The organism is Companilactobacillus kimchiensis (assembly GCF_001438805.1).
GTDB classification, from domain to species: Bacteria; Bacillota; Bacilli; order Lactobacillales; family Lactobacillaceae; genus Companilactobacillus; species Companilactobacillus kimchiensis.
On sequence record NZ_JQCF01000007.1, the window covers coordinates 112,891 to 130,135 of the forward strand.

Below are 17,245 nucleotides of genomic sequence, written 5' to 3' on the forward strand. Positions count from 1 at the left end.
CGGATACAATCCTGTTCAGATCGCATCCAGTCGGAGTGATCTGAGTTATCGGCTTTGCCAACGAATATTCACAATGTTTAGAGAGTAAGTAGTTTTCATAATGTTTTCTCCTAACAAATTTGATGTCATAAATATATTGCAGAAACATTAATCTGTCAACAGAAATATTAAGAATGATGAAATGGAATGGATGACATTTTAATTGCTTATATGAAGTAATTAGAAATAATATTATGAAAATAATTTTAATTGATTCTAATAATTGAGTAAACAAAAACGACTATAATATCATAGTCGTTAGCGTTTATTACTTATTATCGTTACGTTTTTGTTTACCCTTATTTAATTCACGAAGATTCTGATGAAGTTCGTTAGTTTCTTCTTTTCTCTCAACAGTTGTTGTTGAAGTGGCAGAACCATCAGCATTAGCACTAGTAGTTGTTTCGCCAAGAATATCGTCAAGCATTTCTTGAGTTACGACGATCTTAACAGGATTTTTCTCTAGTTCAGCATCAGTTCGTTTACGAATTTTTGGTGTAATGACGTAATTAGTGATGAATTGTTGAATCAAAATTACGATACCACCAACCAAGAAGTAAAGAGCCAAAGCAGCTGTGGAAATCAATGAAATGAAGAAAGTCATCATAGGACTCATCAAGATCATTGTTTGCATTTGTTTTCTTTGTTCAGGAGCCACGATTTGAAGTGACATCCAACCTTGAATTAAATAGAAAACTGTCGCGATGACGGCAATCAAGATACTTGGTTTACCAAGTGGAATTGATAGGAAAGTAGCAGCACCGATTTGTTTAGAATATTGTACGGCTTGATAAATACCAATCAAAATCGGCATTTGCAATAGCAATGGTAAACATCCCATACCACCAGTAAGACTCAGGTTGTTCTTTTTATAAACATCCATCATCAAGGCACTGATTTTTTGTTGAGCATCAGGACCCTTAGCTTTCTTTTGTGCAACTTGAATCAATTTCAATTGTGGTTGTACAGCACGCATTTTTTCTTGTTGTGTTGTTGACTTATATTGTTGATTCAAGGCCAACGGTACAAGTATTAGTCGAACAACGAAGGAGATGATAACAATTCCCCAAGCATAAGCGTTCGTACCACCGACAATTTCTGCCGTCTTCATAATTAACTTTTGGAAAGGAATTCCTAGCCATTTATAGATAAATCCATATGGCCCACTAGTAGGAGCATGTAAGTTAGCTGTTCCGTGCGCTGCACACCCCGTCAAAACTAGTGTCAGTACCAAAACTAATGACAGTACTGATAAATATTTGACGTATTTTTTATTCACTTAATAAACCACCCTTTTAATCGTATACAGAGTAATATACGTTAACTCATTTGACGTTTCAACCAATCACGGTGAATTTTTCATAATGTTGCAAGACGTCAGAAAAAGTATAGTCCATTTTGGTTACTTTTCCAAAGGGAGATGGTGAAGATTTTACTCGATTTAAAAAAATATAAAGAATTTTCTGGTCTGCCTCAGCCTCAATCGATACGGAACCATTTACCTCGTTTTCAACCGTTCCAGTAACGCCTAATTCAAGAGCCACTTGAAAGGTTGAATATCGAAAGCCAACTCCTTGGACTAAACCAGCAACATTAATAGAAAGATGTTTCACAACTGACCACCTCGGTTCCTTGAATGTGTTAATATCTATATTATAGAACAAGAGGGATGGAACATATGAAATATATCGAATCTAAGAAAAATGATGAAATTAAACAATTAAAGAAATTGTCAGCTACTAAAAATATTAGAAAAACTGGGACTTACATGATTGAAGGTTTTCACTTAGTCCGTGAAGCCGATCAATATGAACAAAAGTTTTTAAAACTTTTTGTAACTGAAAATTATGCCGATGACCGCTTGGTTAAAAAATATTATGATATTGCAACGACTGTTTCAGAAGATGTTGCTGAGGAAATGTCAGAAACAAAGACACCTCAAGGTATTTTTGCGGTAATCAAGGTTGCAGATGTTGAAGATTCACCAAAATTGAGTGGTAAATGGGTCATTCTTGATGATGTTCAAGATCCAGGCAATGTTGGAACAATCGTTCGTACTGCTGATGCTGCTGGTTTTGATGGCGTAATCACTAGTTTGAATTCAGCTGATACATATCAACCAAAGGTACAACGTTCAATGCAAGGTAGCCAATTCCATTTACCAATTTATCGTATGGATATCAAGAAGGCTATTAAATTAGCCCAAGATTCATCAATGAAGGTTTATGGTTCAGAAGTTGATAAGAATGCTAAACCTTATAACAAATTGGCTAAGGCCGATGATTTTGCTTTGATTATGGGTAATGAAGCTCATGGTGTTAGCAGAGAAGTTCTTGTCAATTGTGACGAAAATATTTATATTCCGATTCTAGGAAAAGCTGAATCACTTAATGTAGCAGTCGCTGCTGGTGTTTTAATGTACGGACTACAATCACTATAAGACTTGCGAAAGTTTTTAGTTTTTGTATAATCAGATATATAAAATAATATTTAAACTTTGACGAAAAGTAGTAACTATTAATTTCATGACAGGAAGAGCCGTTAACTGGAAAAGGCTTGATGAAAAAAATAGTGAATTCACTTTCTGAGTTTTTAGTTGGTTACTATATAACTACTTGAGTGCATGTTTCTTTAACATGAACTAGGGTGGTACCGCGAGTCCTCGTCCCTTTTGTTGGGATGGGGACTTTTTGTGTCTATAAAAAATGCCGCCTTCCACAAAAATTAAAATTTGGCTGGAACGTGTTGGGTGCAACTTGGAGCCTCTTGTGCCAAGAGTCTTCAAGCTTGACCTTATTCTAAGTGGGGAAACCCACTAAGAATAATTTCAACACTGAGCCAATTTTAATTTTTGTTCCAGGCTAGAATAATTGTTGATTATATTTTATTTATGAAAATAAACTGTTTTTGAATTAATAATATTAACTAATTAGGTATTTTGGATATGATCGCAGTTTTATAGTCTTCAAATAAATGTTATTAAAAAATAAATTTAATCAGAGTGTGATTTATTAGGGAAGCTGTAATTCATTTTAAAACTACTGACGATATAGGCGGTGGCTTTAAAATGAATTACACATAGACAACTTCTTCAGGAGCTGTCCGCCCAAGTTTCACTCTCTGAATTAGGAGGAAAATATGTCATTAAATGATACGTTAAAGAACCTAAGAGAAAATGGTATTGACGAAGCCAAGCGTGCCGAAAGACTTCAAGAATTAAATGACCTAAGAGTTAATCTTTTGGGTAAGAAGGGTCCAATTACTAAGGCATTACGTGGAATGAAAGATGTTCCTGCTGAAGAACGTCCTGAAATTGGTACTTTGGCTAATAATGTTAAGAATGATATTCAAGCTGCTATTGAAGAAAAGATGTCAGAGCTTAATGACAAGTTGGTTGCCAAAAAGCTTGAAGATGAAAAAATTGATGTAACTTTACCTGCTACCAAACAAGTTCAAGGAACAAGACATATCTTGAATCAAACGATTGAAGATATTGAACAATTCTTTATTGGTTTGGGTTATGAAGTGGCTCCAGGTTATGAAGTTGAAGAAGATCACTATAACTTTGAACGTCTAAATATCCCTAAGAATCATCCTGCTCGTGATATGCAAGATACTTTCTATTTGTCTGATGAACTATTGATGAGAACTCAAACGTCAGCTCAAGAAGGCCGTGATATGGAAGAACACGACTTTTCAAATGGTCCTTTGAAGATGATCTCACCCGGAGTTGTTTACCGTCGTGATGATGATGATGCAACACACTCACATCAATTCCACCAAATCGAAGGTTTGGTAGTTGATAAAAACATTAGTATGGCCGATTTGAAGGGTACTCTGGATGCCCTTTGCCGACACGTCTTTGGAGAGAATCGTGAGATCCGTTTCCGTCCCAGTTATTTCCCATTTACTGAACCATCAGTTGAAGTTGATGTTTCATGTTTCAACTGTGGTGGTGAAGGTTGTCGTATCTGTAAGTACACTGGTTGGATCGAAGTCCTCGGTGCGGGATTAACTCACCCTAATGTTTTGAAGATGTCAGGAATTGATCCACAAGTATACAGTGGTATGGCCTTTGGTCTTGGACCAGAACGTTTTGCAATGCTTAAATACGGAGTAAATGACATTCGTGATTTCTACTTAAACGATGTTAGATTCCTCGAACAATTCAAAGGAGTAAATTAAGATAATGAAAATTTCTGTCAATTGGTTAAAAGAATATATTCCTGTTACACACACAGTTGAAGAGATGGCCGATAAGGTTTCTCTAACTGGTATCGAATCTGGTCCAGTTAACTTAGGTGAAGAATTAACTAACCTAGTTGTCGGTCATATTACTAGCATTACTCCTCATCCTGATTCAGATCATCTAAAAGTTTGCCAAGTTGATGTTGGTGAAGATACTGATATTCAAATTGTCTGCGGTGCTCCCAATGTGGCTGAAGGTCAATATGTGATTGTTGCTTTGCATGGTGCACATTTACCTGATGGCATCAAAATCAAGCGTGGCAAATTACGTGGTCAAGAATCAAATGGTATGATCTGTGGACTTGACGAAGTAGGGGTTCCTGCTAAATATATGCCTAAAGAATTTGAAAATGGTATTTATGTCTTTGACGAACCTCAAACACCAGGAGCCGAAGTTTATGATCTTCTTGGTCTGAAAGACAAGATGGTTGATATGGATATTACACCTAACCGTGCTGATACTTTAGGTATGCGTGGTGCTGCTTGGGAAATTGGTGCAACTTATGATGAAAAACCAACTTTCAAACAACCAGAATTAGATAATAGTAAAATTTCTGACAGCCAAGATGTTACAGCTGAAGTTACTGAAAAAGAATTAGTTCCAGACTACTTGCTACGTGAATTAAAAGGCATCAAGGTTGGTAAGAGTCCACTTTGGATGCAAAGAAGATTGTGGAATCAAAATATTCGTCCAGTTAATAGCGTGGTTGATGCTGCAAATTATGTCATGATCGAGTATGGCCAACCCATTCAAGCTTATGATCTTGATAAATTACAAACTAAGGCTATTACAGTCAAATTGGCTCACAATGGTGACAAATTAGACTTAGCTGACGAAACCAAAGTTCTTGATAAAAATGATTTGGTAATTGCTGCAGGTGATCAGATTCTTGGATTAGCAGGAGTTATGAATGGTTCTGTTGCCGCAGTTGATGAAAATACGACGAATGTGTTACTTGAAGCTGGTGTTTTCGATGGTGCTTCTGTTCGTAAAGCTGCTCAAAGACATGATCTTCGTGGCGATGACTCTAATCGTTTTGAAAAAGGTGTTGATAATGGCATTGTTGATGAAGCACTTGTTCGTGCAACACAATTAGTTGATCAATTTACCGAGGCTAAAGAAATCTCCAATGTAATTACCGGTAACTTTACTAAAGCTGAACCAACTGTTATCAAGGGTGACTTCTCACACATTAATCACTTGATGGGTCTAAACCTATCGAATGATGAAATTACCAAGATTTTGAAACGTTTGGGCTTTGAAGTAGCCGCTGCAGGTGATGCTTTGACTGTTACTATTCCCACTCGTCGTTGGGATATGAGTATTGAGGCCGATGTTGTTGAGGAAGTTAACCGGATTTATGGTTACGAAAATCTACCAAATACTTTGCCAGCCGGTATGGAAACTAGGGGTGGCTACAGTAAGAAACGTGAATTTAGTAATAAGTTACGTAATATTCTTTTAGGTGCTGGATTAGATGAAGTTATCAATTTCTCACTGCTCAGCAAGCAAGATGTTGAAGATTTCAATACCATCCAAACTGAATATACAAAATTGTTACATCCAATGACTGAAGATCATGAATATTTACGCAATAGTTTGATTCCTGGTTTAGTTCGTAATGTGGCTTACAACCAAGCACGTAAGAATAATGATATTGGTATTTTTGAACAAGCTCGTATTTTTGATCGTCCAACTGATCAAGATCGTCCAAATGAAGTAGAATACATCTCTGGTGCCGTAAGTGGCAATGTGGTTGCTGATTCATGGAATACTGAAGCGCAACAAGCTGATTTCTACTATGTTAAAGGCTTAGTTGAAGAGATGCTTGCGTTTACTAATTCTGACGCTGAATTTACTTTTGTGGCAACGGATGAATATGATAATCTTCATCCTGGGCAAACAGCTAAGGTCTTGGCAAATGGTCAAGTTATTGGATTTATTGGTAAATTACATCCTAACTATCAAAAGGCTCATGCGGTTGCTGAAACTTTTGTTTTTGAATTGAATATCGATTTACTATTTGGTTTAAATAAGAAGAATGTCAAGGCTCAAAGCGCTCCTAAGTATCCATCAATTAGTCGGGATCTTGCCATTTTAGTTGAAAAAGATGTTGAAAATGGCCAATTAGTTGCTGACATCTTTGCCAATGGTGGAAAATACTTGAGGGATGTTAATATTTTCGATGTTTACCAAGGTAAAAATCTTAAACCAAACCACAAGTCACTGGGTTACCATCTAGAATTCCTGAACCCTAATGATACTTTGACGGATGAAGAAGTTGAAAAGGCATTTACTTTGGTTAAAGACAGTTTGGTTCAAAAATTTAATGTGGAAATTAGATAATTATTCCGAAACTAATGGTATAATTCTAATAAATTAACTCGGGAGGCTGTGTCTTGGGCCAAAAGGATGATAAAAAAGAAGCATTGAAGCAGGAATCAACTGATAAAATAAAAAGTCGTGCCGAAGAACGAACAGTCGCAAATCATATTGCGTACTGGATTGTCGGCGTGATTGCTGTTTTAGCAGTAGTTGTTGCTATCATTGGCTTTAATTATGTAAATAGTTCATTGCAACCATATAATGCTAATAGTAAAGAAGATATTGTCGTAAAGATTCCTATCGGTGCTTCTAGCAAGGAAATTGCTAAAACGCTTGAGAAAGATAAGATCATTAAGAGTGCCAGTGTCTTTAATTTCTATATCAAGGCACAAAACTACAATGATTTCCAAGCCGGCTACTATACCTTTAGACAGTCAATGGATATGAGCGCGGTTGTAAAACAACTGCAGAAGAATGGTAGTGCTGAGCCAACGGGTAAAGCAACTGATTCGGTACTTGTACGTGAAGGTGTCACTATCGATGAGATCGGTGATCAAATTCAAAAGAGCACTAGTTTCAAGAAGTCTGACTTCTTAAAATTGATGAAGAATGAAGCTTATTTGAAACAGCTTCAAAAGAAATATCCAGAATTATTGGATTCTTCAATGGCTAAGAAAAATGTCAGATACCATTTGGAAGGATATCTATTCCCAGCTACTTATGGTGTTTATAAAGGTTTGACATTGAAGCAACTCGTTAACCAAATGGTCGAAAAAGAGAACGATGAAATGCAACCTTACTTTGAAACTATCAAAGAAAAAGGCTATACAGTTCAAGAAATTCTTACTTTGGCTTCATTAGTTGAACGTGAAGGTGTTACAAACTCTGATCGTAAGAAGATTGCGGGAGTATTCTTTAACCGTATTGCAATTGATATGCCAATACAATCTGATATTTCGGTTATGTACGCTTTGAACAAGCATAAGTTAAGTCTTACGAATAAAGATACTAGTGTGAAATCACCATACAATTTGTATAAAAACAAAGGTTATGGTCCTGGACCATTCAATACTCCAAGTTTACAATCAATCGAGGCTACTTTGAACCCATCAGATAGGGATCAAAATTATCTATACTTTGTTGCCAACTTGAAGACTGGTAAGGTATATTATTCACATACACTTGAAGAACATGAAAATAGGAATTCTTCTTTAGGTCAATAATGTATAATTGTATATAATAATAAATGTCATCTAGTCAAACTTGATTAGATGACATTTTGAAATTAAAATAAATATGAATTTTTAAAAAGGAAGTTATAAAAATGGCAGACAGAAGTTATCCAATGACAGCAGCAGGCAAGAAAAAGTTGGAAGCAGAACTAGAAGATTTAAAAAAGGTTAAACGTCCAGAAATTATTAACCGTATCAAGATTGCTAGAGGTTTTGGTGATTTATCTGAAAACTCAGAATATACATCTGCTAAGGATGAACAAAGTGTGATCGAATCAGATATTTCTAAACATATTGAACAAATTCAATATGCTAAGGTTATCGATGCTGATGAAGTAGCTGATGATGAAATTTCAATTGGTAAGAAAGTTACTGTTCAAGAAGACGGAGAAGATCCTGATGAATATACAATCGTGGGTGCTTCTGAATCTGACCCCGATACAGGTATGATCTCAAACGATTCACCAATTGCTAAGGCTTTAATTGGTAAGCACGTGGGTGACGTGGTAACTGTTGAAACACCTGTTGGCAGTTATGATGTAACAATTAAGGCCGTTGAAGTTGCTTAATGAAGACGTTTTCTGCTATGTTTAACCTAGTAAATTATTGAGGTGAACATTATGAAAATCGAAATAACTCCTAAAGCTGATCAATGGTTTAAAGAAGAGTTGGACTTAGTACCCGGTGATGGTGTACATTTTTATGGTAAAGTTTATGGAAAGACAATGGTTCATGAGGGTTTTTCAATCGCTATGCGGAAGGAAAAACCGATTGATCCAGAGTCAATTACAGTTATTGATGGTGTTTCATACTATATAACTGACAGTGACACATGGTTTTTTGCCAGATATGATCTGTTAGTTGAGTATGATCCTGACCTTGATGGCCCGAAGTATATTTTTAAATCGAATGAATAATTGTTCGTTTTTTTGAAGGATAAATATGAGAAGAATACTGGATATATTAAAGAAAAGAACAGGTAGTCAAGCGAAGTCTACTATTCCCTTTCGTCTAAACCTGCTTTTTTTTATTGTCTTTGTTCTATTCGCAATGTTAGTCGCACAACTTGCCTATTTACAGATCGTTTATGGTGGCAAATTCCAAGCTGAAGTTGATCGAACAGATAAGACAGTAATGACAGGCAACGTTCCGCGTGGGATGATCTATGATTCAAAGGGTAGACTATTGGTTGGAAATTCGACTTCAAATGCAATCACTTATACCAAGAGTGGAAGTGTTAAATCGAGTGATATTTATACAATTGCTAGTCGTTTGACGAAGTATATGACTGTGGAAACAACAGATTTAACAGATCGAGATAAAGCAGATTATATTTTGGCTGCCCCTAATAAATCGGCTCAAGTCGTTAAGCAAATGCCTAAGTCAGATCGACTTGACGCTAACGGTGATGCGTTATCTAATACTAAGATCTATGCCAATGAAGTTAAGTATCTTGAAAAACAAGGAATTCATTTGGATGATAAAGATTTGCAACGTGCAACTTTATTTAAGAAAATGAGTGCTGCTTATTCATTATCGACAGTATTTTTGAAGGATAAGAATCTAACGGACAAAGAAATTGCTGAAGTTAGTGAACATTTAACTGAATTACCAGGTATCAGTATTGGTAGTAACTGGGATCGTGAATATCCGCAAGGTAAGTCTATTGCCAGTATCATTGGTGGTGTATCGACTGAACAACAAGGTATTCCAGATGATGAGATCAATTCTATGTTAGCTGCTGGTTATTCACGTAATGACCGTGTGGGAACTAGTTACCTAGAAAAAAATTATGAATCAATTCTTTCTGGGACAAAGAGTCAACGTCAAGTTCAAGTTGGCTCTAATAATCAGATCAAGAAGAGTACGGTTTTATATAAGGGTCAAAAGGGTGGAAATCTTAACCTAACTATTGATTCTAAGTTCCAAAAGATGGTTCAAGATGATTTGAATGCTGAGTATAGTTCTGCTAAAGCTGCTGGTATTACTCAATATTCTGATGGTGCTTATGCGGTTGTAACGAATCCTAAGACTGGAGCTGTTTTAGCTATGGCCGGGATTCACAATGACCCTAAGACGGGGGAAACCTCTGAAGATGCTTTGGGTGTTATCAATAGAACCTTCGTTATGGGATCTGCCGTTAAAGGTGCCACAGTTCTGGGTGCTTTGATGGATGGGGTTATTACTCCTGAAAACAATACCCAAAATGATGATCCGATTTACTTACCTGGATCTCCAGTTAAGAAATCTGTTTATCCAGCTGGTACTTTTGGAAGCTTAGGTGCCGTTCAGGCTCTCCAATTTTCATCCAATATTTATATGATGAATTTGGCGATGAAGGAAGGACATGCTAAGTATGTTCCAAATACTAGTATGGTAATGGATCCCAATATCTTCTCAACCTTACGTGGCTACTTTAGCCAATTTGGTTTAGGTGTTAAGACCGGAATTGATATCTCTGGTGAAACTAAGGGTATTGAAGGTTCAACAACTACTAGTGATGGTAAGTTAAAGACTGGTTCGGCACTGGATTTGTCTTATGGAAACTACGATGCCTATACTTTAATTGAAATGGCACAATATATTTCAACTATTGCAAATGGTGGTTATCGTTTGAAGCCATATGTGGTGCAATCAATTCAAAAGACTAAAGATGATGGAACTAAAGGTGCTTATACATCTGTTACGAAACCATCTGTTTTAAACAAGATTGATGCTAATCAGGATGATTTGGATGTTGTTAGAAAAGGTATGTATGCGGCTGTTCATGGTAGTGGTTATTGGACCACAGCAACTAAGTTAGCTGATCTTACACCGGCTGTAGCTGCTAAAACAGGTACTGCACAGTCATTCTACTATGATCCTGATAATCCGAGTTCTGATCCTCCAGAAACAATTACTACTAGTTTGGTAAGTTTTGGACCTTACGATGATCCTAATGTAGCAATGGCTATCGTGTTCCCGAACCTTACAAGTGAGAACGGAAGTTACCCTAATATCCTTGCACATCAGATTTATACAGATTACTATAAAATTACAGGTCAGAAATAATCTGAATTTAACCTTTTAAAATATGCAAAAAAATGATATATTTAATTAGTTGAATTTAGTTTAGTTTTATGAAAGGATGTTCCCAATATGAGAGTAAATATAACATTGGAATGTACTTCATGTCATGAACGTACATATCTAACAAACAAAAGCAAACGTAACAGTCCCGATCGTCTAGAACTTAAGAAATATTGTCCTCGCGAACGTACAGTTACATTGCACCGTGAAACAAAATAAACAACAGGTTAAAATCCCTGTTGTTTTTTTTTACTAGGGAGTGATTAGTTGGATAAGGTAAGCTTTAGAAAAAAGCAGATCGATCTCGTAAGTGAATTTATGAAATCTGATAAGGCACAAAAAGAAATCAACGACCTTTATTCGCAATTATTTGATGATCCTGATTTTCAAACTGCGCCCAGTATAGGTATTACTTTAAGTATGAATGATGAAATTCCTACATTTCCAATTATTAACCAATGTTTTGAAATGGAGAAGGAAGTTTATATTCCAAAAACTTTTTCAGATCATTCAATGACTTTTATTAGATATACTAAAGATACTGAATTAGAAGAGAGTGCTTTCGGTGTCAGGGAACCCAAAGAGTATCAAGATAATGTTATGGATCCCCCTGATTTAATGATCGTACCTGGGTTGGCCTATTCAGAAGACAAGAATCGTCTTGGTTTCGGAGCTGGTTATTTTGATCGATATCTGGCAAAGTATCCGACGAAAACAATTTCCTTAGCGTTATCTAAACAATATTACACAGATACGCCTTGGCCAGTCTACGTTTTGGATAAACCGATCGATAAGATCATCGTGTCAAAGGACAAAGCAGATGCAGATATTCAATAGACAGAGTAAATCATATGTAACTTGGTTTCTGTTAGCTGTCACGGTTGGAGTTTTCTTAGTGGAAACATTGATCGGTGGCTCACAGAATATTAGTGTTTTGATCAAAATGGGTGCCAAAACTAATGCCCTGATTCAAGATGGTCAATGGTGGCGTCTCATTACGCCAATGTTTTTACATATTGGCATCTTTCATATTTTTATGAATGGGTTTACACTGTTATATGTTGGTCAAGTATTAGAGCCAATGATTGGTCATTGGCGCTTTTTCATAATTTACTTGTTAAGCGGTATTATGGGCAATTTAGCAAGCTTTGCTTTTGGAGCTGGTAATGTCGTTTCGGCTGGTGCCAGTACTTCCCTGTTTGGAATGTTTGCAGCATTTCTAGCATTAGCTTTGATTTATCGTGAAAATCGTTTTTTGACTGAACTTGGTAAAAGTTTCTTAGGTCTAATTGTTATTAATTTAATAATGGATCTGACCATGACTGGTATTGATATATGGGGTCATGTCGGTGGTGCTGTTGGTGGTTTACTCCTAGGTTATGCCCTAGGATTACCAGGCATCAAACGTCCCCAAATGATTTTTAGAATATTGGCTGTAGTGTTAGCTGTCGTTATTTCTTATTATATGTATACAAAGGGTATGGTAGTTTATGGATAATATGATGAGCTTTAGAACCCTATACGACGTACAACAGTTGCTCAAACGATATGGGACTTATGTTCACCTTGGCAAAAGGATGTGGGACATAGAGTTGATGTTTATTGAAGTTAAGCGCTTGTACGAAGGTGGAATGATCGACAAAAAGACTTTCATAGATGCTCAATTAGTCTTAAAAGCGGAGCATAGAAAAGAAGAAGAAAAGGACAGATCAAAGTGACAGACAAAAAGTTAATCGGTGTTGACCTTGGTGGTACAACAATTAAATTTGCTATTCTTACCGAAAATGGTGAGATTCAACAAAAATGGAGTATCGAAACAAATATCCTATCTGATGGACAATTTATTATTCCTGATATTATTGATTCAATCAATCATCATCTTAAGATGTATGATATGACTCCTGATTTATTTGATGGAATTGGATTGGGTTCACCTGGTACAATCAATCATGAAAAAGGAACAATCAAAGGTGCCTACAACCTTAACTGGACTAACTCAGTTTATCCAGTACGCGACATTGAAAAGGGTACAGGTCTTCCTGTAACTATTGAAAATGATGCTAACGTTGCTGCTCTTGGTGAAAGATGGCAAGGTGCAGGTAACAACGCTAATGATGTTGTCTTTGTAACTTTGGGTACTGGTGTTGGTGGTGGTATCATCGCTAATGGCCAACTATTACAAGGTCAAAATGGTGCCGCAGGTGAAATCGGTCACGTAACCGTTGATCCTGATGGTTTCCAATGTACATGTGGTAAAAAGGGTTGTCTAGAGACAATTGCTTCAGCTACAGGTATTGTACGTGTTGCTAGAGATCGTGCTTCAGAATACGCTGGTACTTCAGAATTGAAGGCTATGCTTGATGATGGACAAGATATTTCTGCTAAGGATGTTTTTGATCTAGCTAAGAAGGATGATGATCTAGCCATGATCGTTGCCGATTATGTTTGTGATTCACTTGGATTTGTTCTAGGTAATATTGCTAACACATTGAATCCTAAGTATGTTGTTATCGGTGGTGGTGTTTCAGCTGCTGGTGAATTCTTACTTAATAAAGTTGATGTTGCAATGCGTAAAAACGAATTTGCTACTATCAAGGATTCAACTGAACTAAGACTTGCTAGTCTTGGTAATGGTGCTGGAGTTATCGGTGCCGCTTCATTGATTAAAGTTGATTAGGGGTTTTTATTGATGCAAGTTTTAAATGCTGTTTTGTATGTAATTGTAATTGGATTCTTAGTTTATTGGGTTGGCTCATGGTTGTACTACTGGTTTAAGGGTAGACAAATGGGCGGAGCAATGAATCAAAAGGATTTTGAAGAAACAATGAGAAAAGCTCAAATTGTTGATTTAAGAGAACAAAAATTATTTGATTCCAAACATATTCTAGGTGCTAGAAGTCTTCCTTATTCTCAATTAAAATATAACGAGGGCGAATTAAGACCAGATTTACCTGTATATCTATACAGTGATAACAAGAATATGTGTGTTCGTGCAGCTATCAAACTTCAAAAGAAGTGGGGTTTCACTGACGTTAAGTGGTTAGAGGATCGTTTTGTCGATTGGGAAGGCAAAACTAAGAAAACTACTAAAATATAAAAAATGCTGTGTCAGAATAAATTCTGCACAGCATTTTTTAGTATACTTATTATATTGATTAGCCTTGGTGTGCTTGAAGACTCTTACGGTTAGCACGTCTGCGGTTAGTATCGATACGATCATTTTCTTCGTTTTCTGGTTCGATTACACCCTTTTTGAATGCGTGTAATGCACCATAAACTGCTGTAGCTGTTGTTAAAGAACCTACAAGGAAGCCCTTAACAAAACGAAGATGTTTTTGTTTTTTTGCCATAATTACTATTCCTCCTGTCTTTAATTCTCATTATGGCTTATTTCCTTTAAAATATCTATAAAAGACTGTCTAAGAGAGGTAATTTTTTGATAAAAGTTGTTGCAATAGTAGGACCAACTGCGGTTGGCAAAAGTGCTCTGGGTTTAAAATTAGCTCAAAAATTTGGTGGGGAGATAATTTCAGGTGACTCAATGCAGATTTATCGCCATCTGGATATCGGTACAGCCAAAGATTCACCGATGGAATTACGACAAGTACCACATCACTTAGTAGATATTTGTAACGTTGATCAGAGGTATACTGTTAAGGATTTTCAATCTAAGGCGAAAACAATTATTACAGATCTAAATCAACACGAGAAATTACCATTAGTTGTTGGTGGAACTGGTTTTTATTTAAGCTCATTGATCAATAATTTGAATCTAGGCGGCCAATCAACTGGAGCTGACCAAACTAGAGCACAATTGTTGGAAATTGAACAGACCGAAGGAATTGCCCAATTACAGGTAATTTTGAAAAATGAAGATCCACAGGCTTTTGAAAAAATCGATATTGATAACTCACGACGCCTAATTAGAGCAATTGAGGTTATGAGAACAACGGGTAAATCAATCACTGATCAGAATAATGGTAATCAGTGGGCAGAGTTTTATTTAGTTGGTTTAACTGATGATCGAACTAAGTTGTATAACCGAATCAACCAACGGGTTGATAAAATGGTTGAAATGGGCTTATTAGACGAAGCTAAGGCAGTTTATGACGAACAGGCTAAGATTCCACAAGCCAAGAACGGAATTGGCTATAAGGAATTATTTCCATATTATGCTGGTGAGGCCAGTTTAGAAGTTTGTTTGGATGAAATTAAAAAAAATTCACGTCATTTCGCCAAACGCCAATTAACATATTTCCGTAATCAAATGGATGTGGATTGGTATAACATTAGTGATGATCAAAATTATCAAAGCGTGATCGAAACGAAAATCGTTAATTTTTTGGATGGAAAATAATGACTGAGTCAGATGTAATGGATCACTGTGTATACCAGATATTATCTATATTCAGAATGACAAATTGGATATCTTAGAAAAATTGCTATTTTGAAGTCATCTAAAGAACTTTTTTATAAGAAGTGTGGCCTTTGGTCATGCTTTTTTTGGTTTATGAAACATTTTGAATGAATAAACAGTATATTTGAAGCAATATCCGAACATTGATGACTAATTTATAACTGGCTTTTAAACGATAAATTTTACGATAATATTTTAATATAGAATTAAATAAGATTATTAGAATGTTACAGGATAGTTACAATATTAATGAATAATTACAAAATGCCCGTTTGTAAGTTTTAAAAGACTTTTATTTAGGACTGCCTAAATAAAAAATTATACGTATCCTTTTTGCTGATTTAGCCCAGGCTACTGGGGAACATGAGAATACGTCACCGAACGATTATGAAGAACAAAAATAAAATAGTTTGTTTCTATTGATTTTTTTCTAAAACCGTGTAGAATATGTAATCAAGTGATTGGAGGTAGACAATATGAGATATAAAGTTACTTTAGACAATAAGAGTCAATTGTTTACCGTATTTGATAAGAAAAACATTAGGGTTTCTGCATGCGGTAAGTCAATTGAAGAAGCTATGAATAAGATACTGAAGTTGGGCGTATAAAATATTAAATATCAATTATTAACAGTTTTGTAATTTACAATACAGTTAGTTTACGTATTTTCCAAATTGTAGAATTTTTGATTAATAGATGATATATTAATTGAGCAGCGGGAGCTGCATTTTATCCTCAACGGTAAATTGAATAAGGGTCTCTTCCAATAATGGAAGAGGCCCTTTTATTTTGGATGATGCATCAATTGTGGTTTCATGGCGGTTGCACTAGAATTGAATTATGGCAATCAGTGAAGAAGGGGTCATAATGCAAGAACAACGTGCACACCGAGAGGCAGAACAGGTCGCTTGGCAAAAAATTCAAGGAGAAGAACTACAGAAATTGCATAGCGCCCAACATCATCTTTGGTTTAACGTTGGCGCTTATTTACTTATATCGATAATTGAATTTTATTTAGCTATTATTGGTCATTCACAGACTTTACGAGCAGATGCATTGAATAACTTAGCGGGCATAATTTCGGCTGTATTATTGCTAATTGGGATTTTTATTGCCCGTGATATTGGTGATGATGATCTGATGGGACAACCTTTACCCAATGATCCACAACAGAACGGCCAACGATTACAGTTGACGAGATTTCATTATGAAACTGTTTTTACGCTGATCACTGGAATTATAATGATTGCTATTTCAATAAATGTTATGTATAGCGGGATTAAAAGTTTAATGCATCAAGCGACCCAAGAGATTCCTCAACCAATTACCCTAGTTGGGGCTGGCATCGCTATGTGCATTATGTTGATTGTTTGGTGGCAGAACAGGGCAGCTGGTCGGAAACTACAAAATGCAGCTTTAACGGCTGCAGCCCAAGACAGTTTGAGTGATGCTTTGACTAGTTTGGGAACTTTGATAGCGATAGGGGGAGCTCTATTGTTTAAGGTGGCTTGGTTGGACGGTGTTGCCAGTATCATTGTCGGAATCTTCATATTAACGTCAGGAATTAAAATTTTTCGCGAGAGTAGTTTAAATTTAGCGGATTATTTTGATCCCAAGGCGGAAGCACAATTTAAAAAGGCAATTGAAAAATTTCCTGAAGTTAGACAAGTTGAAGAATTGAATGCACATTATAATGGTAATATGGTGACTTTGGATATTATTATTGGAGTTGATCCCCATATGGAAGTAATGGATAGTTATCGCCTAGGTGAGGAAATTGAAGCTCAGATGCGTCATCAATTTGGAATTGTTGATACAGATGTAATGGCAGTTCCTACAGAATAAAAAAAGAAACCAATTCAAACGAATTGGTTTCTTTTTATTATGTCACAGGTGAGATTCGAACTCACGACC

At 36.1% G+C, this 17,245-nt stretch carries 19 protein-coding genes and 1 other annotated feature; of the genes, 16 read left to right on the forward strand and 3 right to left on the reverse strand.

Annotated elements, in window-relative coordinates; translation table 11 throughout:
• Positions 1 to 307: 307 nt before the first annotated feature.
• Together yidC and IV57_RS05530 are read right to left on the reverse strand one after the other, a co-directional pair.
• Positions 308 to 1,318 carry a membrane protein insertase YidC gene (yidC, locus tag IV57_RS05525; RefSeq protein WP_057880503.1) on the reverse strand — a complete coding sequence of 337 codons (1,011 nt, stop codon included), beginning with the start codon at positions 1,316 to 1,318 and terminating at the stop codon, positions 308 to 310.
• A 58-nt stretch (positions 1,319 to 1,376) separates the two neighbouring features.
• Positions 1,377 to 1,652, reverse strand: a complete 276-nt coding sequence (locus IV57_RS05530; RefSeq protein ID WP_057880504.1) for an acylphosphatase — start codon at positions 1,650 to 1,652, stop codon at positions 1,377 to 1,379.
• A 65-nt stretch (positions 1,653 to 1,717) separates the two neighbouring features.
• Between IV57_RS05530 and IV57_RS05535 the strand changes: the two genes are divergently transcribed.
• From IV57_RS05535 to IV57_RS05590, 13 genes are all read left to right on the forward strand, one after another.
• The gene (locus IV57_RS05535) at positions 1,718 to 2,479 is read left to right on the forward strand and encodes a TrmH family RNA methyltransferase (protein ID WP_057880505.1); all 762 of its coding nucleotides are present in this window, start codon (positions 1,718 to 1,720) and stop codon (positions 2,477 to 2,479) included.
• Between the two features lie 48 nt (positions 2,480 to 2,527).
• Positions 2,528 to 2,712: a binding site (T-box leader), on the forward strand.
• A 465-nt stretch (positions 2,713 to 3,177) separates the two neighbouring features.
• Positions 3,178 to 4,224, forward strand: coding sequence for a phenylalanine--tRNA ligase subunit alpha (gene pheS, locus IV57_RS05540; RefSeq protein ID WP_057880506.1), 1,047 nt, complete (start codon positions 3,178 to 3,180; stop codon positions 4,222 to 4,224).
• 4 nt (positions 4,225 to 4,228) lie between these two features.
• On the forward strand, positions 4,229 to 6,634 hold the full coding sequence (pheT, locus tag IV57_RS05545; RefSeq protein ID WP_057880507.1) for a phenylalanine--tRNA ligase subunit beta: 2,406 nt from the start codon (positions 4,229 to 4,231) through the stop codon (positions 6,632 to 6,634).
• A gap of 53 nt (positions 6,635 to 6,687) precedes the next feature.
• Entirely contained in the window at positions 6,688 to 7,836 is a 1,149-nt protein-coding gene (mltG, locus tag IV57_RS05550; RefSeq protein ID WP_083488901.1) for an endolytic transglycosylase MltG, read from the forward strand.
• Between the two features lie 101 nt (positions 7,837 to 7,937).
• Positions 7,938 to 8,414, forward strand: coding sequence for a transcription elongation factor GreA (gene greA / locus IV57_RS05555; protein WP_057880508.1), 477 nt, complete (start codon positions 7,938 to 7,940; stop codon positions 8,412 to 8,414).
• 51 nt (positions 8,415 to 8,465) lie between these two features.
• A complete protein-coding gene (locus IV57_RS05560) occupies positions 8,466 to 8,762 on the forward strand; it encodes a HesB/YadR/YfhF family protein (RefSeq protein ID WP_057880509.1) in 297 nt (98 codons plus the stop codon).
• A 25-nt stretch (positions 8,763 to 8,787) separates the two neighbouring features.
• Positions 8,788 to 10,896, forward strand: coding sequence for a peptidoglycan D,D-transpeptidase FtsI family protein (locus tag IV57_RS05565; RefSeq protein WP_057880510.1), 2,109 nt, complete (start codon positions 8,788 to 8,790; stop codon positions 10,894 to 10,896).
• A gap of 87 nt (positions 10,897 to 10,983) precedes the next feature.
• Positions 10,984 to 11,133 (forward strand): 50S ribosomal protein L33, encoded by a 150-nt coding sequence (rpmG, locus tag IV57_RS12965; protein ID WP_083488902.1) that lies wholly within the window; start codon positions 10,984 to 10,986, stop codon positions 11,131 to 11,133.
• A gap of 48 nt (positions 11,134 to 11,181) precedes the next feature.
• Complete coding sequence (locus IV57_RS05570; protein WP_057880511.1) at positions 11,182 to 11,751, forward strand: 5-formyltetrahydrofolate cyclo-ligase; 570 nt, start codon at positions 11,182 to 11,184, stop codon at positions 11,749 to 11,751.
• Positions 11,735 to 12,412 (forward strand): rhomboid family intramembrane serine protease, encoded by a 678-nt coding sequence (locus tag IV57_RS05575; protein WP_057880512.1) that lies wholly within the window; start codon positions 11,735 to 11,737, stop codon positions 12,410 to 12,412. Before IV57_RS05570 ends, IV57_RS05575 begins: the two co-directional genes overlap by 17 nt.
• On the forward strand, positions 12,405 to 12,632 hold the full coding sequence (locus tag IV57_RS05580; RefSeq protein WP_083488903.1) for a YqgQ family protein: 228 nt from the start codon (positions 12,405 to 12,407) through the stop codon (positions 12,630 to 12,632). The genes IV57_RS05575 and IV57_RS05580 overlap by 8 nt, the downstream gene beginning before the upstream one ends.
• Positions 12,629 to 13,591 carry an ROK family glucokinase gene (locus tag IV57_RS05585; RefSeq protein ID WP_057880513.1) on the forward strand — a complete coding sequence of 321 codons (963 nt, stop codon included), beginning with the start codon at positions 12,629 to 12,631 and terminating at the stop codon, positions 13,589 to 13,591. The genes IV57_RS05580 and IV57_RS05585 overlap by 4 nt, the downstream gene beginning before the upstream one ends.
• Positions 13,592 to 13,603: 12 nt before the next feature.
• A complete protein-coding gene (locus IV57_RS05590) occupies positions 13,604 to 14,011 on the forward strand; it encodes a rhodanese-like domain-containing protein (RefSeq protein WP_057880514.1) in 408 nt (135 codons plus the stop codon).
• Between the two features lie 58 nt (positions 14,012 to 14,069).
• Here IV57_RS05590 and IV57_RS05595 read toward each other — a convergent pair whose 3' ends face one another.
• The gene (locus tag IV57_RS05595; RefSeq protein WP_057880515.1) at positions 14,070 to 14,264 is read right to left on the reverse strand and encodes a DUF3042 family protein; all 195 of its coding nucleotides are present in this window, start codon (positions 14,262 to 14,264) and stop codon (positions 14,070 to 14,072) included.
• Positions 14,265 to 14,350: 86 nt separating this feature from the next.
• Between IV57_RS05595 and miaA the strand changes: the two genes are divergently transcribed.
• From miaA to IV57_RS05605, 3 genes are all read left to right on the forward strand, one after another.
• Positions 14,351 to 15,271: a tRNA (adenosine(37)-N6)-dimethylallyltransferase MiaA gene (miaA, locus tag IV57_RS05600; RefSeq protein ID WP_057880516.1), complete on the forward strand. Its 921-nt coding sequence runs from the start codon at positions 14,351 to 14,353 to the stop codon at positions 15,269 to 15,271.
• Positions 15,272 to 15,807: 536 nt separating this feature from the next.
• Positions 15,808 to 15,939: a hypothetical protein gene (locus IV57_RS13440; protein ID WP_269083220.1), complete on the forward strand. Its 132-nt coding sequence runs from the start codon at positions 15,808 to 15,810 to the stop codon at positions 15,937 to 15,939.
• Positions 15,940 to 16,198: 259 nt separating this feature from the next.
• Positions 16,199 to 17,176, forward strand: coding sequence for a cation diffusion facilitator family transporter (locus IV57_RS05605; RefSeq protein ID WP_057880517.1), 978 nt, complete (start codon positions 16,199 to 16,201; stop codon positions 17,174 to 17,176).
• Positions 17,177 to 17,245 lie beyond the last annotated feature (69 nt).